Below are 25,899 nucleotides of genomic sequence, written 5' to 3'. Positions count from 1 at the left end.
GGAATGACCGTGCCGAGGCTCATGCGTATCAAGTCCGAACTGAAGGCCATGGTCCGGGAATTCTGGAGCCTGTCGAACCGGACGCGGCGTCTGGACGATACTGTGCTGCAACTTGAGGAAACCATCCAGCGCATCGACCGGACAGTGGGCTCCCTGCCTGACGGAGCAGGTCTGACCGCGCAGATGGAGCAGGCCCTGGCGCCCAGGCTCAACGAGATCGCCGCGCAGTCCGCCCAGGCGGCGGGCTACGGCGCGATGCTCCATCACCATGTGCTCGATGCGATGGAGCGGTCGCTGCTCCTGAGCGGCCGGATGGCGAGCCGGTCACTGCCCCGATTCCAGCGGATCCGCAACCTCGCGGAGGTCGAGTTCAAGGTTTTCTCCCAGTGGGGCGAGGACGGCATCATCGACTGGCTGGCCGCTCATGTGCCGGTTCCCAACACCCGCTTCGTGGAATTCGGGGTCGAGAATTTCCGGGAGGCCAACTGCCGGTTCCTTCTGATGAACCGCAACTGGCGCGGTCTGGTGATGGACGGCAGCGAGGACCACATGCGCGCCCTGCGGTCCGAACGACTGTACTGGATGCACGACCTGACGGCGGTTCCGGCCTTCATCACCGCCGAGAACATCAACGACCTGTTGGACGGCAACGGTTTCGGCGGCCCGCTCGGCATCCTGTCCGTCGACATCGACGGCAACGACTACTGGGTCTGGAAGGCCGTCACCGCTGTCGACCCGGCGATCGTAATCTGCGAGTACAACCCGATCCTGGGCGATACGCGGCCGGTCGTGGTGCCGTACGATCCGTCCTTCACCCGCTTCGCGGCCCATCACAGCGGCCTGTATTTCGGGGCCTCGATCGCGGCGCTGCGCCATCTGGCGGAACAGCGGGGATATGAATTCCTCGGGACGAATTCCAACGGCATCAACGCCTTCTTCGTCCGCCACGACCTGGCCCACTCGGTGCTGCCCTACCTGGAGGAGATCAAGGCCTTCCCGTCGCGTCACCGCGACAGCCGGGATGCCGAGGGGTGCCTCAGCTATACGGCGGGTGTGGATCGCTTCGCGCTGATCGGCGACATGCCGGTGGTCGACGTCGCCACCGGCGAGACGCTGACCCTGAGGAAGATCGGCAAGCCCTACTCGGATGCCTGGCTTGCCGAAATGACGTGAACCGCCGTCGGTACGATGCGTTGACGGTACATCTGCGGCACATCATAACTTCATCCCTTCCGGAAACGGCAAAGACCAAGAGTTTCCATCTCATTCGGGCAAGGAACTTGCCGTCCTCCCCTTCTCCCCGCAGCAAGGCTTCAGGTCTTATGAGTGTCACCAGCCGCCTGCTCTCGATGGTGCCGATCGTCGGGACGAAATTCCAACGCCTCATCGGCGAGATCATTGCGATCAGGGCCGAGTTGGCAGAACTCCGTGCCCGGAGCGATGGACTGGCCGATGCGGTCTCCGCCATCGGGCAGGCGCAGACTGCGGCCCAGTCATCGGTCCAGGGCGCCATCCAGGCGGATGTCGGACGTCTCGATGCCCGGGTCGGCATGCTGATCCACCAGCTTGGCGAAGACATGGAGCGGATGGCTGCCGGATACGAATCCAACACGATCCGCGTGGCCCGGCAGGAAGCGGAGCTGGCCTCGCTCCGTTCGGCGGTCGAGCAACTCCAGACGGTCGTGGAGTCGCTCAGCACCGCCCGCTACACGCTTCCCGAGGGTGTGGAGACGGTGAAGGCAGATGCTCTGTTCGCGGATCTCGCCCGGCAGTGGAGCGCCCGGGCCGGCTCCGAGGGGACGGCGGACGGGCTGCGCGCGCTCTACCTCCAGCTCGCCCGGCAGTATAGCGAGGCCGCCTGCGAGCGGGCCGTCCTGGAAGAGCGTGTGGCCGCACTGTCCGGAACGATCGAGAATATCCGCAAGGACGTCGGCAACCGCGTGGTTGAGGCGGCAGAGGCGAATGCCAGCCTCGCCGCTCCGTTCCCCGCGGCAGTCGCGGACGCCATCGGCGAACTGCCGGTCACGGTGGTGGACGTGGGCGCGCAGATGCTGACCTCGGAGGACCATGTCTACGCGTCGCTGATGGCCGACGGACACTGCCGCGTGATCGGGTTTGAGCCCTTGGAGGAAGCCGCCGACAAGCGGACCGCCGCCGAGCCGGGCGTGATGATGCTCAACCACTTCATCGGCAAGGGTGGTCCCGCCTCGTTCCAGATCAACTATTTCGACCCGACCTCCTCCCTGCTGGAACCAAACCTGGATTATCTGCGCCAGTTCTATGCGCTCGCCGACATGTGCCGGCCGGTGAAGCGGCTGGCGGTCGAGACGACGCGCCTGGACGACATCGCGGAGGTGGGCGGCTGCGACTATCTGAAGATCGACGTCCAGGGAGGCGAGCTCGACGTGCTCCTCGGAGCGGAGCGGCTGCTGGAGCGCGTCCTCTTCGTCCATACCGAGGTGGAATTCGAGCCGATCTACGTCGACCAGCCCCTGTTCCCCGATATCGACCGTTTCCTGCGCGCCCGGGGCTTCGAGCTTCTCGACCTCACCAAGCTCGGCCACTCGGGCTATGCGGCCCTGCCGCGGCAGCAGGCGCGCACCAAGCTGACCTGGGCCGATGCCATCTACGTCAAGACGACGGACCGGCTGGCCGATCAAGGTGCCGCAGCTCTCCTGAAGGCCGCCTATATTGCCCACGTCAATTATCGCATGTACGATTTTGCCGCCCACCTGATTGCACGGCACGATCAGGCCGCCGGGTCCAATCTCCTGTCGCAGTATCTGACGGCCACCGGCCTCGAATAACGGATTCAAGACATGACGAATACTGTCAAGCCGCCGATGGTAGAGATCGCGATCGGAGAACTGATCGACAAGATCACGATTCTCCAGATCAAGTCCGAGAATATCTCCGATCCGGAAAAGCTGAAGAACATCCGCTTCGAGATCACGGTCCTCGAGCAGGCGCGCAAGGAGTGCGTGCCGGCCTCCCCGGAGCTCGCCGCGCTCGAAGCGGAGCTGAAGGCGGTCAACAAGCAGATCTGGGATATCGAGGACGCGGTCCGCGACTGCGAGCGCAACGGCCGCTTCGACGAACATTTCGTCGCACTCGCCCGCTCCGTCTACAAGACGAACGACAAGCGGGCCGCCGTAAAGAAGAAGATCAACGAGCTCTTCAATTCCCGCATCGTGGAAGAGAAGAGCTACGCCGCGTACTGACGGCCACCCCGTCTCTCCGGTCCTTGCACGGCAGGGACCGGAGAGACGGGGGAAGGATCAGGATCGCCGGCGCAGCCCCGCCCGGCGCAGGCCGCCGATCACGAGGCCGCGCAGCCGCCAGAAGGGGCTGTTCCGCATCGACTCCGCCATTTCCCGGACCTGTGCCAGCTCGGCCCGGCACTGGGACAGCGCCTCCTGGCTCCGCTCCAGCTCAGCCTGACACTGCTGCAGCGGAACATCGTCCGGAAGGGAAGGGCATCCGTCGGGCATACGGCGCTGGGCATCGGCCAGCATCGTCCTGACGTCGTTCCAGAGGGTTGAAGGCGGGGCGAGGATGCCTGTTTTGAGGCTCCGGACGGTTTCGCTCATGGTCTGGGCCATGGTCTGGGCCATGGCGGGGAAGGTGAAGCGTGCGGCCTGCTCCAGGCCGCGGTCGACCAGTTCGGCGCGGCGGCCGGGATCGCGGGTCCGGGCGATGGCGTCGAGCAGGCCTTGCGCGTCGTCCTCCCCGACGAACAGCGCCGCCTCGCCCGCCACCTCGAGGATCGAGGAGTTGGCGCAGGTGATGACCGGGCAGCCGCAGGCCATCGCCTCGACGATCGGCATGCCGAAGCCCTCGTAGCGCGACGGGTAGACCAGCGCCTGCGCCCCGGCATAGGCAAAGCGCAGCTCCTCGTCGGGCAGCGACAGCCGCACCGTGCGCACCCCCGGCGCCAGGGCGCGGAACATCGGCTCGACCTCCGGCCGGCCGCCGATGCACACCACCGTCAGGTCGCCGGCCCGATTACCGGAGGCCGCCTCCTGTCCCAGGGCGCGGAACAGCAGCAGCCCGTTCTTGTAGCCCTGGTAGCCCGAGCGCTCGCCGACCATCAGCAGGTAGGGCCCGTTCAGCCCATGGCGGGCGCGGAAGGCCGCCACCTCGTCCAAGGTGGCGGGGCGGAAGCCGGCGTCGACGCCGCAGTAGGCGACCGCCGTGCTGCCCGCCGGCACCGAGGGGAACAGCCGCTCCAGGTCGCGCGCCGAGTTGTGCGAGATCATGATGTGGGCGCAGGCGTGCCGGATCGCCCGGTGCTTCTCGCGCCACGCCTCGTCCTCCAGCGGGAAGCCGAGCGCCTCGGGGATCATGTCGTAGCCCATGAACAGCGACGGCGTCGTCGTCGGCGTCGAGTAGTAGGTGGAGACGAACAGGTCCGCCCCCTCCTCCTCGCACAGCCGCTGCAGGTACAGGCTGTCCGCCCCGGTGGCGTCGTAGCTGTGGGCGCGGATGGTCCGGGTATGCACGCCCGGGATGCGCGGCGCCGTGCCGGCGCGGTCGAGCAGCAGCACATGCCGGGCGAAGCCCGAGGCCACCCACGCCTTCAGCACCGCCGTCCACACCCGCGCGATGCCCGAGTTGAGGTGCTGGTAGAACACCCCGTCCACCAGGATCTTCGGATGCACCGCCGGCAGCGCCCGCCGGAGCGCCGCCACCTCGTCCGGATCGCGGAAGCGCCAGCCGCCCGCCGCCCCGCTGCCCTCCGGCACCGCCAGCGGCACCACGCCGCGGGCGGCGGCCAGGTCGGTCAGGGTGGTGTCGGTGACCCAGGGCAGATAATCCTTCAGCAGCACCGGCCCCGCCGCCTCGCGCTGCAGGCGCCACCAGTGGGCGGTGGCGTCGCGGTAGCCGTAGTAGCTCTCCTTGAAGGCGGCCTGCGCCTCGGTGGCGTAGGCGAAATGCTGGAAGACGACGCCGGCCTCCTCCATCTCGTCCTGGGTGAAGGGGTCGGCCGCGGCGACGTTGCGGCCGTCGGCGTCGGCCAGCACCGGCGGCTCGTGCGCCGCCCACCGCATGCCGGGGGAAAAGCGCCAGGTGCGCAGCCACTCCTGGCGCGGGTTCTGCGCGTAGTTGTGGCGGGTGGCGATGATGCGCTCGGGCCCGACGAAATAGTCGCACCAGTAAAAGGCGGCGCTGCGCCCGGGATTGTCCTGGAACAGGGCGTGGACGGTGCGGATCTGCCCGGCCGTCCACAGCTCGTCGGCATCGACCTGCCAGAGCAGGCAGTCCTCGCCGATGGACGGCAGCGGCGCGTTGACCATCTCGCGCTTGCCGTCCCAGAACTCGCCCGGCGGCTTGCGGTAGAGCGTCACCCGGTCGGGATGGCGCGCCGCCAGCTCGTCCAGATAGGCCGAGGTGCCGTCGTTGCTGCGCCCGCGGTCGTGCACGCTGTCCAGAACCCGCCCGCCCGACGCCACGCTCCACGCCGTGTCGTGCTTGAGGGACGCCACCCCCTCCACGATGTGCCAGTGCCACTCCATCGGAAGCTGGGAAAACACCCCCTCGTGATACCGGATGAACGGCTCCCCGTTCAGCACGATCGTGAAAAAATGAATCGGCAGACCCCCCCCAAGACCAACACGGCGGAAGGCCGCGTAGCCGCCCGCAGGGTCGTCGTGGATCGGTTCGTAGGCGGGATCGGCCAGCAGGCTCTGCCGCGCCCCGGCTCCCCTGTAGCCGTTGGTGCCGGAAAGCAGGATGAGGGCCGCGCCGCGCAGCTCCTCCAGTTCCGCCGGGCCGGTGAAGTCGGACCCGTCGATCAGCACCATATCGAACTGCGCGATCGCCTGCTCCGCCTTGATCCGGGCGATGGCGCCGTCCTCCGCACCGTGCTCGGCCTGCCGGAACTCCTGCCGCAACCGGTCCAGCACCTGCCAGAGGGGGACATGCTCCCGGTCGGCGGGCAGGGCGGCGTAGAAGCCGGCGACGCTGTCGGCAGTCGGGAACCCGCCTGCCGGAATGGACGGCAGATCATAGTACCGGGCAAGGTCGTCGGCTTCGTCCGGTGGCGACCCGATGCAGAACAGCCGGGGGTGGTTGGAATTGTCCTTCAGCCCCCGACGCAGAGCCTGGGCGAGGCCGTCCGTCGAGCAGCCGGTGACCAGAACATGCCGAACCGTCTCCGTTCGTCCCAGCGTCTCGATCAGCCGGCAGAACGCCTCGGTCCCGGAACCCCGGGGGGTGTCCCCCTCCCGCTCGGATCGGGAAGGCGGGTTCGGATGACGGTCCATTCATGAACTCCAAAAGGTATGGCATGCCTCCCGGAGTGTGGCGCACTGCTTGTAATCGCATGATCCGACAGCGCGACGGAACCGGAGCGGACCGGCGAACAGGGCGGCTCCGGACCATCTCACGGCAGCCCCGCATTCCATTTCGCCCGCCGACGCCCGACCTTGCCCGCAGACTGCCGAAGGCCACACCCAGAGGACCGGCCCATGGCGGGACCGGCACGGCCGGGGCACTATAGGCCGAAGCGGCAGCCAGACAAGAGGCAAGCAGGAAGGACGAGACCGGCGATCCGGGCGCAGCGGAGCGGGGCGTCACCCGGCCCGCTGCGGCCCCGGCTCCAGCGAGCGCTCCCACGCGAGCGCGCTGCGGACGATCTCCTCCAGCGTGTCGTGCCTGGGAACCCAGCCCAGCCGCTGCCGGATGCGGTCCGCCCCGGCGACGAGCTGCGGCGGGTCGCCGGGCCGCCGCTCGGCGAGCCTGGCGGGGACCTGCTCGCCGCTGACCGCCTCCAGGGTGCGCAAGACCTCGCGGACCGAGGCGCCGCGCCCGTAACCGCAGTTCAGCACCAGGCTCTCGCCACCGCGGCGCAGGTGCAGGAGCGCCAGCACATGCGCGTCGGCGAGATCGCTGACGTGGATGTAGTCGCGGATGCAGGTGCCGTCGGGCGTCGGGTAGTCGGTGCCGAAGATCGCCAGCGGCGGCCGGCGGCCGAGCAGCGCCTGGCAGGCCACCTTGATCAGGTGGGTGGCGGCCGGCGTCGCCTGCCCGGTGCGGCCGGCCGGATCGGCGCCCGCCACGTTGAAGTAGCGCAGGATGACGCTGCGCAGCCCGTGCGCCGCCCCGGCGTCGCGCAGCATCTGCTCCGTCATCAGCTTGGAGGTGCCGTAGGGGTTGATCGGCCGGGTCGGGCTGTCCTCGTCGATCGGCACGCGCTCGGCATCGCCGTAGACCGCCGCGGTCGAGGAGAAGACCATCCTGTCGATCCCCAGCCGGACGCAGCAGTCCATCAGCGTCAGGCTGTTGACCGTGTTGTTGCGGTAGTAGGCCAGCGGCCTTTCCACCGACTCCGGCACGACGATGGAGCCCGCGAAATGCATCACCGCGTCGACGCGGTGCTCGCGCATCACCTGCTCCAGCAGCGATGCCGAGCCGACGTCGCCTTCGATCAGCGGCACCGCGGCGGGAACGGCGGCACGCCGGCCGGTCGACAGGTTGTCGATGGTGACCGCCGGAATGCCGGCGTCGGTGAGCGCATGGAGCACATGGCTGCCAATATAGCCGGCCCCGCCGGTCACCAGAACGCGGGAGGGAGACGCCGGTCCGTCGGACATGCTCTTGGCTTCCTTATCCAACCTCTCACCCGGCGGCCGTGGATGCGGCCGTTCCGGATGACACTATCCCGAACTAATGAAACCGTCTGCGTGCTGTCAACGCGGCCGGAGAGATCTCCCCATCAGCGGTTACTATCCGATCTTTTGTCCGATCCTTCGAATGCACGAGGTACCACCAGCGGAAACCGAACGAACCTTGCGCGATTTATTCGGAAGCCGGGCTGGGGAACGGCCGGCGGTGCTTCGTGAAGTTGACGGTGCGATCCGGCCGGCGACAGGCTACAGTGCGCCCGCCCGCAACCTTCCTGCCGCCCCGCGGCCGCCTGCCGATGATCGCCCGCTGATGACCGCCCGCCGATGACCCAGGACGCCCTCTTCCCCGCCCCGCCGGGCCGGTCCGCCGGCGCAGGCCGCAAGCCGTGGATGCTGCTCGGCAAGCTGGCGGTCACCCTCCTGCTGGTCCTGTGGCTGGTCGAAAAGGCCGATTGGGCGGGGATGGCCGACCGGCTGGCCGGCGCGCCGCTGCCGCCGCTGCTCCAGGGCCTGGGCTTCAGCTTCGCCGCCGTGCTGTTCGCCGGCGCCCGCTGGCGGGCGGCCTGCGGGGCCGTCGGGATCCTGCTGACCCGCAGCCGCGCCCTGATGCTGATGGCGGCCAGCCTGTTCTTCGGGCAGGTGCTGCCCGGCGGCCTCGGCGGCGACGCCGTGCGCGGCTGGCTGACCTGGAAGGACGGCCGGAAGGAGCGGCGGGAGAGGACGGCGGGGCAGGACGGTCCCGCCACCGCGACGGTGGTGCTGGCCCTGGTGCTCGACCGGCTGCTCGCCCTGCTCGCGGTCAGCCTGCTGCTGTTCGCCGGACTGCCGCGGCTGGCGGCGGTGGTGCCGCCCGACATGGCCTGGATGCTGCCGCTGACCGTGCTGCTGGGCATCGCCGGCTTTGCCGGCGGCCTGCTGGTCGACCGGCTGCCGCTGCCCGGCGCCCTGCGCGCCAACCGGCTGGCCGGCGCCGCCTTCGCCCTGGTCGCCCGCCTGCGCGGCGCCCTGCTGGCCGGGGCGACCCTGCGGGCGCTCGGCCACGGCATGCTCGTCCATCTCTGCACGCTGGCGGCGACGCTGCTCTATGCCCGGGCGATCGGGCTGGGGCTCGGCCCGCTCGACGTGCTGGCGGTTATGCCGACCGCGATCATCGCCGCCGCCCTGCCGATCTCGCTGAACGGCTGGGGCGTGCGCGAGGGGGCGATGGTCGCCGGCTTCGCCCTGTTCGGCGTCCCGCTGCAGGACGCCCTTCTCCTGTCGCTGATGATCGGCCTGTCGGTGACCCTGACCGCCCTGCCCGGCGGCTTCGCCTGGCTCGCCCTGTCCCGCGGCGGCCGGGCCGCCCCGCCGCCGGCCTCCTGACCCGCTGCCCCTCCGAACGTCGTTGACCCGTTCTTCCCGGATTGCCACCCATGACCGTTGAGACCACCGAGCCCCTTCTCGCCGCCGACAGCCCCGGCACCCCCCGCCCCCTGTCGCCCCGGCAGCAGGAGGTGAGGACGCTGTTCGACCGGCTGGCCGCGGACCGCGACCGCTGGGTGGAGCGCAACCGCGCCTTCCACGAGGCGGACCGCGCCTATCTGCGCTTCCTGGTGCCGGAAAACGCCTCGATCCTCGAGATCGGCTGCGGCACCGGCGATACGCTGGCCTCCCTCACCCCCTCGCGCGGGGTCGGCATCGACCTCAGCCCGGCGATGGTCGAGCAGGCGAGAATCCGCCATCCAGGGCTGGAGTTCCATGTCGGCAACGCCGAGGATCCGGCGGCTCTGGCGGGAATCGAGGGGACCTTCGACGTCATCCTGCTGTCCGACACGGTGGGCTTCCTCGACGACATCGAGGAGACGCTGCGCCAGCTCCACCGCTTCGCGACCGAGCGCACGCGCATCATCGTCAGCTACCATGCCCGCGTCTGGGAACCGGTGCTGGCCGCCGCCGAGCGGCTGGGGCTGAAGATGCCGCAGGGCCAGATGAACTGGCTGTCCACCGCCGACATCATGGGGCTGCTGGAGTTGGCCGGCTGGCAGCCGGTGAAGCGGGAGTGGCGCCAGCTCGTGCCGAAGCGGCTGCTCGGGCTCGGCACGCTGCTGAACCGGACGATCGCCCCGCTGCCGGGCATCCGCCTGCTGTGCCTGCGCAACTACGTCGTTGCCCGTCCGGCCCCGGCGGCCGGGCAGGGGCGGCGGCGGGACGGGCGCCCTCCGTCCTGCACGGTGCTGATCCCCTGCCGGAACGAACGCGGCAACATCGAGAACGCCATCCGCCGGCTGCCCCGCTTCTGCCCCGACCTCGAGGTCATCTATGTCGAGGGCAACAGCCGGGACAACACCTACGAGGAGTGCCTGCGCGTCCGCGACGCCTATCCCGACTGGGACATCAAGGTCATGAAGCAGCCGGGCAAGGGCAAGGGCGACGCGGTGCGCGCCGGCTTCGCCGCCGCCCGCGGCGACATCCTGATGATCCTCGACGCCGACCTGACGGTGCCGCCGGAAACCCTGCCGAAATTCTACCGCGCCATGGCGACCGGCCAGGGCGAGTTCATCAACGGCACCCGGCTGGTCTACCCGATGGCCGACCAGGCGATGCGCTTCCTGAACTTCCTGGCCAACCGGGCCTTCGCCCGCATCTTCTCCTACCTGCTGAACCAGCGCTTCACCGACACGCTGTGCGGCACCAAGGTGCTGTGGAGGAGCGACTATGAGCAGGTGGTCGCCAACCGGCACTATTTCGGCGACTTCGACCCCTTCGGCGATTTCGACCTGATCTTCGGCGCCGCCAAGCTGAACCTGAAGATCGTCGAGGTGCCGATCCGCTACGCCGACCGCGCCTATGGCGAAACGCAGATCAGCCGCTTCACCCATGGCTGGCTGCTGCTGCGCATGGTGCTGTTCGCCTGGAAGAAGCTGAAGGCCTTCTGAGGACGGCGATGACGGCCGCCGCACCGCCCACCGTCGAACTCGAGGTCGAGTGCGGGGACGGCGGCCTTTCCGACTGGGTGGCCGCCGGCACCGGACTCGCCTACTCCGGCCAGGTGGAGCAGGGCCAGGCACAGGACGACCGGCCGCAAAACACCGTCTCCTTCATGGTCGACGCCGACCGCCTGCTGAACCACCTGCGGCGCCTGCCAGGCTGGTGATCGGCCGGGGGACACCGGTTCCGGCGTTCACGGGCCGCGTTGCCCGGCCCCCGCCGCACGGCTAATCTCCGCCGGACAGTCCGCATATGCCCTCCGACCAGTCACTTCGGGAGCACCCGCCCGTGTCCAACGCCGCTATCTATTTCCACCCGGACGGTTACGAAACCGCGCGGACGGACCTGAAAGGCCGCCATGTGGCCGGGGAATCCTTTCTGGCCGGCTTTTTCCGCCACGCCGACGTCGATGGCTTCGCCTGCCACGCCGACGGACCGGAGACGGCTCGGCTGTTCGTGAAGCTCGCGGCCCGCCATGCGGCCGCCGGTCGCCGGATCGCCCTCTATCCGACGGCAGAGCCGGCGAGGCTGGCCGAGATCGGCTGCCTGTTCGTACCGGGGCCGGGAATCGACCAGTTCGCCTGGCGCCGCCGGGCGGGCAACCAGCGGGGCTACAGTCTGTGCGGCATCACCCACACCACGGCGGAGGCGCCGGACATGCTGGGCGGACTGGTGACCGGGCCGGTCCAGCCCTGGGACGCGGTGATCTGCACGTCCTGGGCCGCCCGCGCATCGGTGGAGGCGGTGCTTCACCCTTATGCGGACTATCTGCGCGACCGGCTGGGCGCGGTGGAGGCCCCCGTGCTGCCGCACCTGCCGGTGATCCCGCTGGGGGTGGACGCGAGCGCCTTCCGTTTCGACGCCGCAACGCGCCACGAGGAGCGGGCGAAGCTCGGCATCGGGCCGGAGGAGATCGCCGTCCTGTTCATGGGCCGACTCAGCTTCCATGCGAAGGCCCACCCGATCCCCATGTATGCGGCGCTGGAACAGGCGGCGCGGCGGACCGGGCAGCGCATTCATCTGATCCAGGCAGGCTGGTTCGGCAACGACGCCATCGCCGCCGCCTTCGTCGAGGGAGCGCGGCGCTATTGTCCGAGCATCAATGCGATCTTCCTCGATGGCCGCAAGCCGGAGGTGCGGAGCCGCATCTGGGCCGCCGCCGACCTGTTCACCTCGCTGGTGGACAACGTCCAGGAAACCTTCGGAATCACCCCGGTGGAGGCCATGGCGGCAGGGCTGCCCTGCGTCGTCACCGACTGGGACGGATACCGCGAGACGGTCCGCCACGGCGTCGACGGCTTCCGCATCCCGACCGTTCTGCCACCCCCAGGTGCCGCGGGGACTTTGCCGACCGCTACGACACGGGGGCCGACAGCTACGACCTCTACATCGGCCGCACCTCGCAGGTGACGGCGGTCGACATCCAGGCGGCGGCGGATGCCTACACCCTGCTGGTTTCCGACGCCGGACTGAGGCAGCGGATGGGAGAATCCGGACGTGGCCAGGCTGTCGCCATGTTCGACTGGAAGGTCATCATCCCCCGCTACCAGGAGGTCTGGCGCCACCTCGCCGATATCCGCCGCCACGCGGAGGAACGGGCGCCCCGGCGCCCCGGCAGTATCGGCGGCAACCCGCTGCGCCCCGATCCCCTGCTGATGTTCCGGTCCTATCCCACCCGGACGCTGGCGGGGAACACGCGACTGGCGCGTACAGACGGAGCCACCACCGCGATGCTGATGGAGACCCTGTCCGCCTTGCACGCCGATCCGCTGAACTCACCGGCACGCGACATCTTGTCACCAGCCGCCGACTTGGCGCTCGCCATCGAGGCCCTGGTTCCGCCGGGCCGGACGGTGGCGGAAACAATCGCCCTGGTGCCGGAGGATCGCAGGCTGCTCCTGGTACGCAGCCTCGTGCATTTGATGAAGTTCGGCCTGATAATAATGGTGCATCCTCAGGAGACCACCTCTCATATGTCATTGGTGTAACGCGATCGCACGAATGAGGGTGGAGGCTTGCTCTTGCAGCGCAACGCAGCTTTGCGTTAGAGAGGAAGCATTCCACGGATTTTCGCCAAGTGTCATATAACTTGGCAAGAACGAGAGATAAGGGGGCCTCTTGCATCCGCGTTACCGCCAGACGTGCCGCATTTGCGGCTCGACGAAGCTGAAGCCGGTGATCGATCTCGGCGATCAGTATCTGCAGGGGTCGTTCGTCAAGCCGGGCGTCCTGATGCCGCCGACGCGCAAGCTGCCGACGCAGCTCGTCCTGTGCGACGTGACGCAGGACGAGCATGCCTGCGGGCTGCTGCAGCTTGCCCACAGCTTCCCGCCGGAGATCCTCTACGCCAACTACTGGTACCGCTCCGGCACCAACGCCACGATGCGCACCCACCTGCACGGCATCGTCGACAGCGTGATGGGGCTGATCGGGACGCCGGCCCCCACCGTGCTCGACATCGGCTGCAACGACGGCACGCTGCTGTTCCACTATCCCGACGGCACCACGCGCTACGGCGTCGACCCCTCCGACATCGCCAACGAGATCGCCGACCGCGCCACCGTGGTCAACACGGTCTTCCCCTCCGAGCAGGCGCTCGCCGTCCTGCCCAAGGGCGGGCTGGACGTCGTCACCTCCATCGCCATGTTCTACGACCTGGAGGACCCGGTCGGCTTCGCCTCGGCGATCGCCGGCCTGCTGAAGCCGGAGGGCGTCTGGGTCTTCGAGATGTCCTACCTGCCGCTCATGCTGATCCAGAACTCGTTCGACACGGTGTGCCACGAGCATCTGGAATACTACAGCCTGTCGGTGCTGGAGACCATCGCCGCCAAGGCCGGCCTGCGCATCTTCAAGGCCGAGCTGAACGACATCAACGGCGGCAGCATCCGCTGCTACGCCACCCACGCCGCCAACCTGTCCTACGGCAAGCCCGAGGACAAGGCCTTCCTCCACCGGCTCCGCATCCAGGAGTTCGAGATGGAGCTGGACACCGACAAGCCCTACCGCGCCTTCCAGCAGCGCATCGAGCGGCTGCGCGACGACCTCAACCGCATCCTGTTCGACGTCCAGGCGCGGCGCGGAAAGGTCCACATCTACGGCGCCTCGACCAAGGGCAACGTCCTGCTGCAGTGGTACGGCATCAACCGCCTGCTGGTCGACTGCGCCGCCGAGCGCAACCCGGGAAAGGTCGGAGCCCGCACGCTGGGAACCGACATCCCCATCGTCTCCGAGCAGGAGTCCCGCGAGCGCAGGCCCGACTACTATCTCGTCCTCCCCTGGCACTTCAAGCGCGAGTTCCTCGAGCGCGAGCGCGAGACCATCATGAACGGCACCAGGATGCTCTTCCCACTCCCCGAGGTCGAAATCGTCGGGCCCGACAACTACGACCAGGCCCTCGCCAAGGCCGCCACCAGCGCCCAGCAGCTCAACGACCTCCTCCTCAACGCCAAGGTCGCCGGCTGATGACGACACAGGCGCTCGTCCTGGGGGTCAACGGCCAGGATGGAAGCTTCCTGGCCGAGTCCCTCCTGCGTCGGGGTTACGCCGTCATCGGAGCTGCCCGAGACGAAGGCAGCCGCCACGTCCCGGCCAGTTCCGGCTTTTCCTACGAGCGCCTGGACCTGCAGGATCCGGGGGCCCTCGACCGGCTCCTGGAACGCAGCTCCCCCGATATCGTCTTCCATGTCGCCGCGGTCCATGGCTCGGCCGGCTTCACCTACGAACCGGTCTGGGCCGCCATGGCCGCGGTGAACACGGTGTCCTTGCACGCCGTGCTCGAGCATGCACGCACCCGCAATCCCGGGATGCGCGTGGTCTACGCCAACTCGGCCAAGATCTTCCCAGGCCCCCTGTCGGGCCGCATCGACGAGACGACGCCCTACAGGGCGACCTGCCTCTACAGCATCGGGAAGATCGCCAGCCTGGAACTGATCCGCTACTACCGCAGCCGCCATGGGATCGCCGGCGGCAATCTGTTCCTGTTCAATCACGAATCCACCAGGCGCCCCGCCACCTATTTCCTCCCGCGGATCGCCGAAGGGCTGGGCCGCGCGCTCGCCGACCCCACCTTCCGCATGGAGGTGGAGACACTGGATTTCCGGAGCGACTGGAGCCTGGCCGAAGAGCTGATGGACATCGCCGTGGATATCGCGGAGAAAGCCCCCGGTGAGGATTTCGTGATGGCCAGCGGCGTCACACGGACCGGGCGGGAGGTGGTGGCGGACGTCTTCGCCCGTCACGGCCTCGACTGGACCCGGCATATCGGCATACGCCAGCCGCCGCAGGACCCCGGTCCCGATTTCACGGTCTGCCTCGACCGGTTGGAAGAAAGGGTCGGACGCCGCCCACAGGCCACCATCACCGAGATCGTGGACCGGTTGCGCCCCGCGTGACAGGACGGCGGCCCAGCGCCCCCGCGCCCGTTTCCTGCACAAAATGCTTGAAAAGGCTTTCCGCCGCGTCATAAGAGGCCAGCACTCAACAGGACTTCGCGAGCTCATGCAGGTCATTCCAACGGCACTCGGCGATGTGCGGCTGATTCTGCCCAAGCGGTTCGGCGACGCTCGCGGCTATTTCGTCGAAACCTGGAACGAGCGCAGCTATGCCGGACACGGGCTGGAGCGCCGCTGGGTCCAGGACAACCAGTCCCTTTCGGCCACACCGGGCACCGTGCGCGGGCTGCATTACCAGCTTGCCCCCCACGCCCAGACCAAGCTGGTCCGGGTCCTGCGGGGCCGCATCCTGGACGTGGTCGTGGACATCCGCCGCGGTTCCGCGACCTTCGGGCAGCATGTGGCGGTGGAGCTGAGCGCCGACGGGCTGGAGCAGCTCTTCGTTCCGGTCGGCTTCGCCCATGGCTTCTGTACCCTGGAACCCGATACCATCGTCGCCTACAAGGTCGACGCCTTTTATTCGCCGGAGTGCGAACGGGCAGTGCGATGGAACGATCCCGCGCTCGGCATCCGCTGGCCGGAGGGGGCCGGTTCGGTGGTGTCGGGCAAGGATGCGGTCGCCCCATCCCTGGCCGAAGCCGCAGACCTGTTCCTGGCATAGCGAAGAATCGCCGCGCCGCTGGGTGCTGTAAAGGGAGATGGCATGCGCATACTGGTGACGGGCGGTGCGGGATTCATCGGGTCGGCCTTCATCCGCTGGGTCCTGGCGAACACGACGGCTGCGGTCGTCAACCTCGACAAGCTCACCTACGCCGCCGATCTGGAAAGCCTCGCTCCTTTCGAGGGGACGCCACGTTACGCCTTCGAGCAGGTGGACATCTGCGACAAGGCGGCGGTGCACCGGGTCTTCGCCGACCACCGCCCGGACGCGGTGATCCATCTGGCGGCGGAGACCCATGTCGACCGCTCGATCGACGGGCCGATGGCCTTCGTCCAGACCAACGTGATCGGCACGGTGACGCTGCTGCGCGTAGCCCTCGATTACTGGCGCGGACTGGCGGGGGAGGCGAAGGAGCGCTTCCGCTTCCACCACGTCTCCACCGACGAGGTGTTCGGCACGCTCGACGACGAGGGGCGCTTCTCGGAGACGACCCCCTACGCCCCCAACTCGCCCTATTCGGCGAGCAAGGCGTCCTCCGACCATTTCGTGCGGGCCTGGCACCACACCTACGGCCTGCCGACGGTGGCCAGCAACTGCTCGAACAACTACGGCCCCTGGCAGTTTCCCGAGAAGCTGATCCCGCTGATGACGCTGAAGGCGCTGCAGGGCCAGGCCCTGCCGGTCTACGGATCCGGCCTGAACGTGCGCGACTGGCTCTTTGTCGACGACCACGCCTCGGCCCTGTGGACCATCCTGACCAGGGGCCGGCTGGGCGAGAGCTACAATGTCGGCGGCGACAGCGAGCGGCGCAACATCGAGGTCGTGCACGCCATCTGCGACCTGGTGGACGAGCTCGCCGGCCCGCTGTCCTCCGGGCCGCGGCGCGGGCTGATCACCCACGTCACCGACCGGCCGGGTCACGACCACCGTTACGCCATCGACGCCACCAAGCTGCAGACCGAGCTGGGCTGGCGTCCGCAGCAGACCTTCGAGACCGGCATCCGCGCCACCGTTTCCTGGTACCTGGAGAACCGCAGCTGGTGGGAGCGGCTGTCCGCCCGCGGCTACAGCGGGCAGCGCCTGGGCGTCGCCGCCGGGACGGCGGCCAATGGCTGAGGACGCCGTGACCGGGGAGCGGACCGTCCTCGTCTTCGGAGCGGGCGGGCAGGTCGGCTTCGAGCTGCTGCGCACCGCCTGGGGGACGGGGCTGCGCCCGGTCGGGCTGGCCCGCGCGGAGGGCGACGTGACCGACGCCGCGGCGGTCGCGGCGGCGGTCGCCGCCCATCGCCCGGCCCTGGTGGTCAACGCCTCCGCCTATACCGCGGTGGACAAGGCGGAGAGCGAGGCGGACAAGGCCTTCGCGGTCAACCGCGACGGGCCTGCCAACCTGGCGCGGGCCTGCGCCGCCGCCGGCATTCCGCTGGTCCACATCTCGACCGACTATGTCTTCGACGGGACCAGCAAGAGCGATCCCTGGCGGGAGGACGACCCCGTCGGCCCGCAAGGCGTCTATGCCGCCAGCAAGCTGGCCGGCGAGGAGGCGGTGCAGGCGCTGCTGCCCGACCATGTGATCCTGCGCACCGCCTGGGTGTTCGGGGCGCATGGCGCCAACTTCGTGAAGACCATGATCCGGCTGGCCCGGGAACGGGACGAGCTGCGGGTGGTCGCCGACCAGCACGGCTGCCCGACCCCGGCCGCCGCCATCGCCGCCGCTATCGCCACCATCGCCCGCACCCGGCTGACCGGCGGCTGGGCTCCCGGCATCTTCCATTTCGGCGGGACACCGGCCACCACCTGGCACGGCTTCGCCGACCGCATCGTGGAACGGGCGGCCGGCCGCATCGGGCGCCGACCGCCGGTCATCCCGATCACCACCGCGGATTTCCCGACGCCGGCCAAGCGGCCGGCCAACTCCGTACTCGACACGACCCGCATCGGCCAAGCCTACGGTATCCTGCCGGCGGACTGGCCAACCGGACTGGATCATGTGCTGGATGAGATTCTCGACTGACCGCCAGGACATGGGAGCGTAAGGCATGAAGGGCATCATCCTGGCCGGAGGCGCCGGCACGCGGCTGTACCCGCTGACCCAGGTCACCAGCAAGCAACTGCTGCCGGTGTTCGACAAGCCGATGATCTACTATCCGCTGTCGACGCTGATGCTGGCCGGTATCCGCGACATCCTGCTGATCACCACCCCGGATGACCAGCCCCAGTTCCGCCGGCTGCTGGGCGACGGCAGCCAGTGGGGCATCTCGCTTTCCTACGCCGAGCAGCCCAAGCCCGAAGGGCTGGCGCAGGCCTTCCTCATCGGCCGCTCCTTCGTCGGCGATGACCGAGTCTGCCTGATCCTGGGAGACAACATCTTCTTCGGCCACGACCTGGAGCCGGCCCTGCTGCGCGCCGCCGGACGGGAGGACGGGGCGACGGTCTTCGGGTACCATGTCCGCGATCCGGAACGTTATGGCGTGGTCAGCTTCGACGCCGAGGGCCGGCCGGTCGCCATCGAAGAGAAGCCCCGCCTGCCGAAGTCCAACTATGCGGTGACGGGCCTCTACTTCTACGACAATTCGGTTCTCGACATCGCCGCGACCATCAAGCCGTCCGCCCGTGGCGAGCTGGAGATCACCGACGTCAACAACGTCTACCTCCACAGCCGCAAACTGGCGGTGGAGAAGCTGGGCCGCGGCTATGCCTGGTTCGACACTGGGACCCATGAGTCTCTGCTGCAGGCCGCCGAATTCGTGCAGACGATCGAAGCCCGCCAGGGCCTGAAGGTCGCCTCGCCGGAGGAGGTCGCCTGGCGCAAGGGGTTCATCGGGTCCGAGCAGCTTGCCCGCATTGCCCAGCCGCTCGCCAAGAGCGGCTACGGCCAATATCTGCTTGATCTGCTCGACGGCGATGCTCCACTCAGGTGATGGAGGTCCCGTACCGGTCCTTCGACCGTGACCGGCTCCGGTGGCTCCATGACCACTCTCCTCGAAGGTTATCTTGAGGATGTCGGACGGCAGGTAGCCGGCTGGGTCTGGCTGCCGGCCGAGCCGGGCCGGCGGCTGCGGGTCACCGTTCTGTTCGATGACGGCTGCGGACTGAGATTGCGGGCGGAGACGGTTGCGGATCTCCATCGTGCCGATTTGGAGGCGGCAGGGAAGGGAGATGGCCGCTATGGCTTTACCCTGCCTCTGCCCGGCATCCTGGACGGTCGCGAGCACAAGGTGGAACTGCGTCTGCCGGATTTCCCCGATGCGCGGCCCGCCGGCTCCCCCCGGACCGCGATCTTCACCCTTCCACCGGTCGTCCTGCGACCAGCGCGCCCGGTTCATGCGGACATCGAACGGCTCCGGAGCCTGCTGGGCGATCTCGTCAAACTGAACGGCGGGGATGCGGCGGCGGCGATCCCCGATGCGACGACCCTCGCCGGCTGGCTTGCCGGCGCCGGCCACTGCTGGCTGGTCGCCGAACGACACGGCCGGTTCGTCGGCCATTGCCGGGTGTCGCCGGACTGGCCGGTCGAGCCGGGTTCCGGGGCGCTGTCGCTGGGAATCGAGCTGCATCCCGACGTTCGCGGCCGGGGCATGGGCGAAGCGCTGATGCGGGCAGCGCACTGCTGGGCGAGCGGGCGCGCCAGCCGGCTGGAGCTGGCGGTCCTGCCCCACAACGTCCGCGCCCTGCGGCTCTACCGCCGGCTTGGCTATGCCGACCTGGGAACCGTCCTGCTGCCTGAGACAAGGACGCCGCATCGCCGGATGGCCATAGCCCTGCGGCCTGGATCGCTCCGCCGGGAGCCGATCATCCTGATGGTCTGAAAACGGCTGTCGACGGCGGTACGGACAAGGCGCCGCTCCCATCCGGCAGCGACGAGGTGGAAGTGGCGAGGCGGAAGTTACCCCTTGCCGGCTGCATGAACCTCTGCATCCACGCCGCGCTCCGACGGTGGCCCGACCGGCTGCGCCCCTTCGCCGGCCGGGGGAGACGCGGAAAGGAGCCGGGCCAACAGTGCCTTCGCCCGCTCGTCCCCCAGGGCGGCTGCCCGCTCGAACCAGGTCCGGGCAAGCGCAAAATCCTTCACGTCCCCCCAGTGGGAGTGCAGTTCGCCCAATGCCGTCATGGCGCTCGGCTCTCTGCGGTCGGCCGCGGCGGTCAGCCAGCGGATCGCTTCGGGAACGTTGCGCTCCCCGCCCAGACCCTGCATGCGAAAACGGCCCAGATTGACCATCGCTCCGACATGGCCCTGCTCGGCGGCAAGCTGCGACCAGTGCGCTGCAGCGGCATAGTCCTGCGGAACCTCATCCCCCCCCGTGGCCAGGGCGGCTCCCAAACGGAACTGGGCGAGCGCACTGCCTTGCTCGGCGGCACGCCGGTACCAGTCGAGCGCCCCCACCGGATCGCGCGGAACGCCGAGGCCCAGGCTGTGAAGCATGCCGATATTGTAGACCGCGTCCGGATTTCCCTGCTCGGCGGCGCGTCGGAACCAGTCGAGCGCCCGGTCATAGTCGCGCTCCACGCCTCGTCCTTCGGCATAGAGGGCGCCGATGCGCAACTGGGCCAGTGGATCGCCCTGGCCGGCGGCCCGCTCCAGCCATTTCGCCGCCTCCATCTCGTCGCGCGGGACACCGGACCCCGCCAGATACATCTGGGCGATGATCTTCTGCGCCTCGCGATGCCCAAGTTCGGCAGCCCCGCGGTACCAACTCGCCGCGTCGAACAGATTGGGCTGCATGCCGGCCCCGCGGCTGTTCAGATGACCGAGTTGCAGCATCGCCTCGGCATCCCCCTGGACGGCGGCCTTGCGCAGCCAGGTCTCCGCCATCTGTGGATCGGCCTGGACACCGAGCCCCCGGACGTAGAGAAGGCCGAGCGCCCGTTGCGCCGCGGCGAAACCATGCTCCGCGGCCAGGCGAAAGGCTGCAATGGCCTTCTGATAGTCCTGCTCGACCCCCAGGCCGGCGGCATATTGCGTGCCGATATAGTACCAGGCGGTGAAGTTGTCCTGATCGGCGGCCTTGCGGAACCACTGGTGCGCAGCCTGCGGATCGGATTTCCCGGCATAGCCGCCGGCAAGCAGGGTTCCAAGCCCGAGCTGGGCCGCCGCATTCCCCCGCTCGGCCGCAGCCCGGTACCAGCGCTCGGCCTCGGCATAGTCCGTCGCGATGCCGAAGCCGGACGCATACATGTAGCCGAGCATGGCCTGGGCGCCCAGCACCCCCTGTTCGGCAGCCGCCCGTGCCCAACGCAGCGCCTCTTCGTAATCCTGCTCGACCTTCAGGCCGTTGGGGAAGAGGATCGACAGTGCTTCATCGGTCGGGACAATGCCCTTGGGCTGTTCACAGCCGTAATAGTAGATTTCGGCGAGCCGGGCCTGCGCCTCGCCATGCCCCTGGTCGGCAGCCTGACGATACCAGGCAACCGCGTCGACCGCGTTGCGCACCACCCCCTTGCCGAGATCGTACATGCGGCCGAGCTGGTACTGGGCTTCGGCATGGCCGGCACGGCCGGCCGCCAGCCAGTCCCTCAGCGCTGCTTGGTGGTCGTCACGCTCGAAGGCCTTCAGCCCTCTGTCATAGGCGTCCTGCGGCGAAGCGGAACCGAACAGCCGCCCCGCCGCCTTGATCAGGTTGCGCATAGGCACCGAAACCCTTTCCCTTTCACAGGGCTCCGCCATGGCGAGCCCGGTGTCGCCTCACGGCTCACGCATGCCTTCCGAACCGTTCCTCAGCGCACCTTCCACAAGATAGGACATGATGGTGCGCTCGCCGACCACAATGTCGGCAACAAGCGGCATGCCGGGAACGAGCCGGAAATCCTCCGGAACGTTGCGCAAGGTTACATCGGTCAATTCGATCCGGGCGCGGAAGAAGGGCTGGGTGGTCGGCTGGTCGTTGCGGCGATTGAAGGAATCCTCGCTGATCGTCCGGACGACGCCCTTTGCCATCCCATGTTCGACGTAGCGGTAGGCATCGAACTTGATCTGCACCTGGTCACCCGGCTTGACGAATCCCTGGTCGATGCCGGCGATGTCCGCTTCGACCTCCAGCTTGGCGTTGACCGGTACCAGGGTATAGATCGGCTGGGCGGGTTCCACCACGGAACCGACGGAGTATCTTCCGACCTCCAGCACCACGGCATCGTCGATGGCCCGCAGTTCGACCAGATCACGCCGCTTCTGCGCCTTCGACAGCTCTTCACGGGCACGCTCCAGCTCGACCTGGCGCGTGGCCAGATCGCTGAGCACGGTGCTGCGCCACTGCTGCGTATAGACCTCACGCTCCGCCCGCAGGGCCTCCAGATCGTGGGAGGAGGTCCGGATCGTGCCGTCGCTGAGGTTCAGGTTCCGCTCCGCCTCCACACGGGTATCGCTGGCGACCAGCGAGTTGATGCGGCTGCCGGTCTGATTCTTCTCCAGCGTCTGGCGCATGCGCTCGATCTCGCCCAGGATCTTCAGACGGGACCGGTAATAGTCGGCATCCTCCCGGCTGCGCTTGATCGTCGCCTGCAAGGTGGCCATGCGCTGATCGAAGTTGGCGAGCTTGGCCGCGTATTCCGCCTGACGGTAGCGCCAGATCGAAGCCTGCAGGGCCATATCGGGGCCGGCCTCGCCCGGCGGAGCGAAGGTAGCCCCCTTCGCCTCCGCCGCAAGGCGGGCGATCTCGGCGGTCAGCTTCTGGCTCTGCCGCTCCAACTGCGCCACGTCGGCCGACGAAAAGGTCGGATCAAGCGTGGCGAGCACGTCACCGCGCTTCACGACTTGGCCGGCGCGCGCATTCAGGCTGCGGATGATGGAGATCTCCAGCGGCTGGACCACGATGGTCGGCGACTGCGAGACGATCCGTCCCTGCGACGTCACCACCCGGTCGAGCTTCAGGACCGAAGCCAGCAGGATGAGCGTGGCCACCATGACGGCAAGCGCCCAGAGTACGGCGCGGGCACCGAAAGGCTCCGGCCGGCCGGTGATCTCCGCGGTCTCGCCCTGGAAATCGATGATCGCCTGCTCGGCGAGCCGGTCAGGTGTTTGCTGCCGGCGTAAGAGAAGCGCGGTCATGGGCGGGTCCCGGAGAGAGATGGCGGTTCTGCTGGAACCAGAGGTGGCGGTAGACATCGCAACGCTGCAGGAGCTCGTCGTGCTTGCCCATGTCGTAGAGCTTGCCGCGTTCGAGCACCATGATCTGATCGCAGCCGACCAGCGAGGCGAGACGGTGCGAGATGACGATCATCGTCCGCCCCTGGGCGATGCGGGTCAGGTTGTTGTTGATGATCGCCTCGCTGTCCGGGTCGAGCGCGCTGGTCGCCTCGTCCAGGATAAGGACCGACGGGTCGACCAGCAGGGCACGGGCGATGGCGATGCGCTGCCGCTGACCGCCCGAGAGGTTGGCGGAGCCTTCCTCGATCATCGTCTCGTAGCCCCGCGGCAGGCGCTCGATGAACTCCTCGGCACCGGCCAGCCGGGCGGCGCGCATCACCTCTTCCAGGGTGGCGCTGCGGTTGGCGGCCATGATGTTCTCGCGGATCGTCCCGTTGAACAGGAAGTTATCCTGCAGCACCACGCCCAGGTTGGAGCGCAGGTGGGTGAGGTCGATCTCACGCAGGTCGACGCCGTCGATCTTGATCAGGCCTTCATAGTTCTGGTGCAGCCCCTGCAGCAGGCGGGTGATCGTGGTCTTGCCCGAACCCGAGCGCCCCATGATGCCGATGACGCTGCCCGCCTCGATGGAGAAGGAGATGTCGTCGAGCGCCGGGTTCTGCGAACCGGGATAGCGGAAGCGCACCTCGGAGAAGGAGATGTCACCCTTGATCTCCGGCCGGACCCCTTGACGGCCCAGTCCCTGCTCCGGCGCCTGGTTGACTACCGACGCCACCTGGAAGACCGCGCCGCGCGCCTCCTGGAACTGCTGCATCAGGGCGGCGATCTGAACGAAGGGCTGGGTGGCGCGGCTGGCGATCATGCTGAAGGCGACCAGCGTGCCGCTGAAGACCGAGGCCGATTCCCCCATCGCAAGATAGGCACCGACCAGCAGGGTGCCGGCATAGATGCCCTTCTCCAGCGGCTGCAGAATGGTCTGCGGCTGGTTGGCGAGAAGCTGCATGTCGGTGTTGGCGCGCACGGCCTCGGCCACCCGCACATCCCAGTCATGGCGCTTGCGGCTCTCGAGCGCCAGCGACTTGATCGTGCGCATGCCGTGCAGCACCTCGATCATGAGGGAGCCCTTGCGCTGCTCCGCCACCACGACCTTGCCGTAGGCCCGCGCCAGCGGACCGATATAGGCCACCACGACGAGGCACATGAGCATGGCGACGCCCAGCACGAGGAAGGTGAGCGGCACGCTCATCACGAACATGGCCGGGATCAGGACCAGCAGGGTCATGGTGTCGAGCATCGTCCCGAACAACTGCCCGGTCAGGAAGTTGCGGATGCGCCAGACCTCGCTCAGCTTGTAGGAGATGACGCCGGTCGGGGTCCGCTCGAAGAAATCGATCGGCAGCCCGATCATCCGGTCGAAGATGTAGGTGCTGATGCGCGCATCCACCTTGGCCGTACCGAGCGCCACCAGATAGCGGCGCAGATAGCCGAACATGGTGTCGAACACCAGGAAGAAGGCGATGGCGGCTGCCAGGACGGACAGCGTCGACATCCTCTGGTGCACCAGGACCCGGTCGAGCACGATCATGAAGACGAGCGGCGGAAACAGGGCGAACAGGCTGAGCATCAGCGCGGACACGCCGACATCCCGGAAGATCCGCTTTTCACGCAGGATCTGGCCGACCAGCCAGGAGAAGCCGAAGGGGCGCTCCTCGTCCCGGGCACCGTATCGCCGCTTGGCGAAGATCGCCTCGCCATCCCAGACGGAGGAGAGCCGCAACTCGTCGACCGCGATGCAGGCTTGGTCCGGGCTTAGGGGATCCTGCAGCATGGCGGCGGACGCACTGCCGGGCTCGTTGCGGAAGGCGACCAGCACCATGGTCCGCCCGTCGCGCAACCGCAGCAGCAACGGCAAGGCCTTGCCCAGGCGCGACAGATGCTTCCACCGGAGCTTCGCCGCCCGGGCCTTCAGGCCGTTCTCCTCCGCCATCTTCAGGAGCAGCTTGGTCGGCGGCTCTCCCGTTTCGATGGCATGGTCGCGATGAAGCTGCTCGACCGAGAGATGCAGACCATGATGGCGCGCGACGACCGCAAGCGCATGCAGGCTGGTGGACCGTGACGCCTGCGGCGAGGCGCTCTGCGGATCGGAATCGGTCGTGCTGTGCATCTGCCCTCTGTATCCCGGTGGCTCTTCCGGCGGCGCGACTGTACTGTAGCACCTCCATCGGATACAAGCGACTGTCCCGGCCGGTCCGAGCCGGAGGTTGTTTCACCAGGGTACGGGAAATGAAGGTTTCGGTCATCACCGTCTGCCGTAACGCGCAGGCGGTCATTGGTCGCACGCTGGATAGCGTCGCGCTCCAGACCTACGGAAACATCGAGCACATTGTAATCGACGGTGCCTCGACCGACGGAACACTGGACCTGCTGGAAAGCCACCGCCCCCGGCTCGCGGCGCTGGTATCGGAGCCGGACACCGGCATCTACGACGCGATGAACAAGGGGCTGGCGCGGGCGACGGGCGACCTCGTCCATTTCCTCAACGCCGACGATTGGTTCTACGATCCCGGCGCGGTGGAGGCGGCGGTGCGCTTCGTCGAACGCCACCCGGAGGGCGACCTCTTCTACGGCGACATCGAGGTCAGGATGCCGGACGGGCAGACGATCATCCATGTTCCGCAGGACCCGGACAAGGCGGCGGAGACGATGGTCTGCGGCTGTCTGCCCCACCAGGGAACCTTCGCGCGGCGCAGCGTCTTCGACCGCACGGGTCCCTTCGACACCCGGTGGCGGGTTCATGCCGATTACGACTGGTTCCTGAAGGCAATCGCCGACGATGCGGTCACGCTTCTGCACATGCCGGTCACGGTGGCGTCCTTCGGGCTCGGCGGCACCTCCAGCAACCTCGCCAAGGGCCAGCCGGAGGTCTACGCCATTCAGAACAGCCTGCCGCTCTATCAATCGGAGGCATGGCTGCGCCGGCGGATCGAGCTGTATCAGGAAAGCTTCCTGGCCGTCCGGATGGAGAATGCGGAGTTGAAGCGGCGTCTGACGGCCGCGGAAGGAGGAGGCCAGACGCCACGGAATGCATTGCGCGATCTGGCGCGTTATGGCCGGGACCGGCTGCACCGGACGCTGCGCCGGGCCCGCCGGATCCTGTCGCCCGGCTGACCCATC

21 protein-coding genes are annotated in these 25,899 nt (G+C 68.1%); 16 read left to right on the top strand and 5 right to left on the bottom strand.

Annotated features, from left to right (window positions below; genetic code table 11):
- Window positions 1-3: 3 nt before the first annotated feature.
- From DEW08_RS29710 to DEW08_RS29700, 3 genes are all read left to right on the top strand, one after another.
- Window positions 4-1,173, top strand: coding sequence for a hypothetical protein (locus DEW08_RS29710; protein WP_146214792.1), 1,170 nt, complete (start codon window positions 4-6; stop codon window positions 1,171-1,173).
- A 149-nt stretch (window positions 1,174-1,322) separates the two neighbouring features.
- Window positions 1,323-2,807 (top strand): FkbM family methyltransferase, encoded by a 1,485-nt coding sequence (locus tag DEW08_RS29705; protein WP_109334255.1) that lies wholly within the window; start codon window positions 1,323-1,325, stop codon window positions 2,805-2,807.
- A gap of 12 nt (window positions 2,808-2,819) precedes the next feature.
- Window positions 2,820-3,221, top strand: coding sequence for a DUF6165 family protein (locus DEW08_RS29700; protein WP_109334253.1), 402 nt, complete (start codon window positions 2,820-2,822; stop codon window positions 3,219-3,221).
- A gap of 57 nt (window positions 3,222-3,278) precedes the next feature.
- Here DEW08_RS29700 and DEW08_RS29695 read toward each other — a convergent pair whose 3' ends face one another.
- Both DEW08_RS29695 and galE read right to left on the bottom strand, forming a co-directional pair.
- Entirely contained in the window at window positions 3,279-6,266 is a 2,988-nt protein-coding gene (locus tag DEW08_RS29695) for a glycosyltransferase family 4 protein (RefSeq protein WP_109334251.1), read from the bottom strand.
- 309 nt (window positions 6,267-6,575) lie between these two features.
- Window positions 6,576-7,595, bottom strand: coding sequence for a UDP-glucose 4-epimerase GalE (galE, locus tag DEW08_RS29690; protein WP_109334249.1), 1,020 nt, complete (start codon window positions 7,593-7,595; stop codon window positions 6,576-6,578).
- Between the two features lie 357 nt (window positions 7,596-7,952).
- Here galE and DEW08_RS29685 point away from each other — a divergent pair, with 357 nt between their 5' ends.
- From DEW08_RS29685 to DEW08_RS29630, 12 genes are all read left to right on the top strand, one after another.
- The gene (locus DEW08_RS29685) at window positions 7,953-8,990 is read left to right on the top strand and encodes a lysylphosphatidylglycerol synthase transmembrane domain-containing protein (RefSeq protein WP_109334247.1); all 1,038 of its coding nucleotides are present in this window, start codon (window positions 7,953-7,955) and stop codon (window positions 8,988-8,990) included.
- A gap of 50 nt (window positions 8,991-9,040) precedes the next feature.
- Complete coding sequence (locus tag DEW08_RS29680; RefSeq protein ID WP_109334244.1) at window positions 9,041-10,543, top strand: glycosyltransferase; 1,503 nt, start codon at window positions 9,041-9,043, stop codon at window positions 10,541-10,543.
- 8 nt (window positions 10,544-10,551) lie between these two features.
- Entirely contained in the window at window positions 10,552-10,761 is a 210-nt protein-coding gene (locus DEW08_RS29675; protein WP_109334242.1) for a hypothetical protein, read from the top strand.
- Window positions 10,762-10,883: 122 nt separating this feature from the next.
- Complete coding sequence (locus DEW08_RS29670; protein WP_168220570.1) at window positions 10,884-12,005, top strand: glycosyltransferase family 4 protein; 1,122 nt, start codon at window positions 10,884-10,886, stop codon at window positions 12,003-12,005.
- Window positions 12,002-12,583, top strand: a complete 582-nt coding sequence (locus tag DEW08_RS29665) for a hypothetical protein (RefSeq protein ID WP_109334238.1) — start codon at window positions 12,002-12,004, stop codon at window positions 12,581-12,583. The genes DEW08_RS29670 and DEW08_RS29665 overlap by 4 nt, the downstream gene beginning before the upstream one ends.
- 130 nt (window positions 12,584-12,713) lie before the next feature.
- Window positions 12,714-14,057, top strand: coding sequence for a class I SAM-dependent methyltransferase (locus DEW08_RS29660; RefSeq protein WP_109334235.1), 1,344 nt, complete (start codon window positions 12,714-12,716; stop codon window positions 14,055-14,057).
- The gene (locus DEW08_RS29655) at window positions 14,057-14,986 is read left to right on the top strand and encodes a GDP-mannose 4,6-dehydratase (RefSeq protein WP_109334233.1); all 930 of its coding nucleotides are present in this window, start codon (window positions 14,057-14,059) and stop codon (window positions 14,984-14,986) included. Before DEW08_RS29660 ends, DEW08_RS29655 begins: the two co-directional genes overlap by 1 nt.
- A 106-nt stretch (window positions 14,987-15,092) precedes the next feature.
- A complete protein-coding gene (rfbC, locus tag DEW08_RS29650) occupies window positions 15,093-15,647 on the top strand; it encodes a dTDP-4-dehydrorhamnose 3,5-epimerase (RefSeq protein WP_109334231.1) in 555 nt (184 codons plus the stop codon).
- Window positions 15,648-15,689: 42 nt separating this feature from the next.
- Complete coding sequence (gene rfbB / locus DEW08_RS29645) at window positions 15,690-16,763, top strand: dTDP-glucose 4,6-dehydratase (RefSeq protein WP_109334229.1); 1,074 nt, start codon at window positions 15,690-15,692, stop codon at window positions 16,761-16,763.
- A complete protein-coding gene (gene rfbD / locus DEW08_RS29640) occupies window positions 16,756-17,658 on the top strand; it encodes a dTDP-4-dehydrorhamnose reductase (protein ID WP_109334227.1) in 903 nt (300 codons plus the stop codon). Before rfbB ends, rfbD begins: the two co-directional genes overlap by 8 nt.
- A 25-nt stretch (window positions 17,659-17,683) precedes the next feature.
- Complete coding sequence (gene rfbA, locus DEW08_RS29635) at window positions 17,684-18,565, top strand: glucose-1-phosphate thymidylyltransferase RfbA (protein ID WP_109334225.1); 882 nt, start codon at window positions 17,684-17,686, stop codon at window positions 18,563-18,565.
- Between the two features lie 27 nt (window positions 18,566-18,592).
- On the top strand, window positions 18,593-19,453 hold the full coding sequence (locus DEW08_RS29630) for a GNAT family N-acetyltransferase (RefSeq protein WP_245987087.1): 861 nt from the start codon (window positions 18,593-18,595) through the stop codon (window positions 19,451-19,453).
- Window positions 19,454-19,530: 77 nt separating this feature from the next.
- On the opposite strand, the gene DEW08_RS29625 is transcribed toward DEW08_RS29630, so the two are convergent.
- Genes DEW08_RS29625 through DEW08_RS29615 form a run of 3 tightly spaced genes read right to left on the bottom strand, consistent with a single transcriptional unit; the run spans window position 19,531 to window position 24,889 of the window.
- A complete protein-coding gene (locus DEW08_RS29625) occupies window positions 19,531-21,270 on the bottom strand; it encodes a tetratricopeptide repeat protein (RefSeq protein ID WP_109334223.1) in 1,740 nt (579 codons plus the stop codon).
- Window positions 21,271-21,327: 57 nt separating this feature from the next.
- Window positions 21,328-22,686, bottom strand: coding sequence for an HlyD family type I secretion periplasmic adaptor subunit (locus DEW08_RS29620; RefSeq protein WP_109334221.1), 1,359 nt, complete (start codon window positions 22,684-22,686; stop codon window positions 21,328-21,330).
- Window positions 22,649-24,889: a peptidase domain-containing ABC transporter gene (locus DEW08_RS29615; RefSeq protein WP_109334219.1), complete on the bottom strand. Its 2,241-nt coding sequence runs from the start codon at window positions 24,887-24,889 to the stop codon at window positions 22,649-22,651. Before DEW08_RS29615 ends, DEW08_RS29620 begins: the two co-directional genes overlap by 38 nt.
- A gap of 119 nt (window positions 24,890-25,008) precedes the next feature.
- Here DEW08_RS29615 and DEW08_RS29610 point away from each other — a divergent pair, with 119 nt between their 5' ends.
- The gene (locus DEW08_RS29610; RefSeq protein WP_109334217.1) at window positions 25,009-25,893 is read left to right on the top strand and encodes a glycosyltransferase family 2 protein; all 885 of its coding nucleotides are present in this window, start codon (window positions 25,009-25,011) and stop codon (window positions 25,891-25,893) included.
- Window positions 25,894-25,899 lie beyond the last annotated feature (6 nt).

The sequence above is a fragment of the Azospirillum thermophilum genome (genome assembly GCF_003130795.1).
GTDB lineage: Bacteria > Pseudomonadota > Alphaproteobacteria > Azospirillales > Azospirillaceae > Azospirillum > Azospirillum thermophilum.
Note: the sequence above shows the minus strand (reverse complement) of the source record. Positions and strands in the feature narration are given on the sequence as shown.

Excerpts from the sequence above, each read along its gene's own strand:
- DEW08_RS29710 (WP_146214792.1), top strand. The coding sequence starts at position 4 with ATGACCGTGCCGAGGCTCATGCGTATCAAGTCCGAACTGAAGGCCATG.
- DEW08_RS29705 (WP_109334255.1), top strand. The coding sequence starts at position 1,323 with ATGAGTGTCACCAGCCGCCTGCTCTCGATGGTGCCGATCGTCGGGACG.
- DEW08_RS29700 (WP_109334253.1), top strand. The coding sequence starts at position 2,820 with ATGACGAATACTGTCAAGCCGCCGATGGTAGAGATCGCGATCGGAGAA.
- DEW08_RS29695 (WP_109334251.1), bottom strand. The coding sequence starts at position 6,266 with ATGGACCGTCATCCGAACCCGCCTTCCCGATCCGAGCGGGAGGGGGAC.
- galE (WP_109334249.1), bottom strand. The coding sequence starts at position 7,595 with ATGTCCGACGGACCGGCGTCTCCCTCCCGCGTTCTGGTGACCGGCGGG.
- DEW08_RS29685 (WP_109334247.1), top strand. The coding sequence starts at position 7,953 with ATGACCCAGGACGCCCTCTTCCCCGCCCCGCCGGGCCGGTCCGCCGGC.
- DEW08_RS29680 (WP_109334244.1), top strand. The coding sequence starts at position 9,041 with ATGACCGTTGAGACCACCGAGCCCCTTCTCGCCGCCGACAGCCCCGGC.
- DEW08_RS29675 (WP_109334242.1), top strand. The coding sequence starts at position 10,552 with ATGACGGCCGCCGCACCGCCCACCGTCGAACTCGAGGTCGAGTGCGGG.
- DEW08_RS29655 (WP_109334233.1), top strand. The coding sequence starts at position 14,057 with ATGACGACACAGGCGCTCGTCCTGGGGGTCAACGGCCAGGATGGAAGC.
- rfbC (WP_109334231.1), top strand. The coding sequence starts at position 15,093 with ATGCAGGTCATTCCAACGGCACTCGGCGATGTGCGGCTGATTCTGCCC.
- rfbB (WP_109334229.1), top strand. The coding sequence starts at position 15,690 with ATGCGCATACTGGTGACGGGCGGTGCGGGATTCATCGGGTCGGCCTTC.
- rfbD (WP_109334227.1), top strand. The coding sequence starts at position 16,756 with ATGGCTGAGGACGCCGTGACCGGGGAGCGGACCGTCCTCGTCTTCGGA.
- rfbA (WP_109334225.1), top strand. The coding sequence starts at position 17,684 with ATGAAGGGCATCATCCTGGCCGGAGGCGCCGGCACGCGGCTGTACCCG.
- DEW08_RS29625 (WP_109334223.1), bottom strand. The coding sequence starts at position 21,270 with ATGCGCAACCTGATCAAGGCGGCGGGGCGGCTGTTCGGTTCCGCTTCG.
- DEW08_RS29620 (WP_109334221.1), bottom strand. The coding sequence starts at position 22,686 with ATGACCGCGCTTCTCTTACGCCGGCAGCAAACACCTGACCGGCTCGCC.
- DEW08_RS29615 (WP_109334219.1), bottom strand. The coding sequence starts at position 24,889 with ATGCACAGCACGACCGATTCCGATCCGCAGAGCGCCTCGCCGCAGGCG.
- DEW08_RS29610 (WP_109334217.1), top strand. The coding sequence starts at position 25,009 with ATGAAGGTTTCGGTCATCACCGTCTGCCGTAACGCGCAGGCGGTCATT.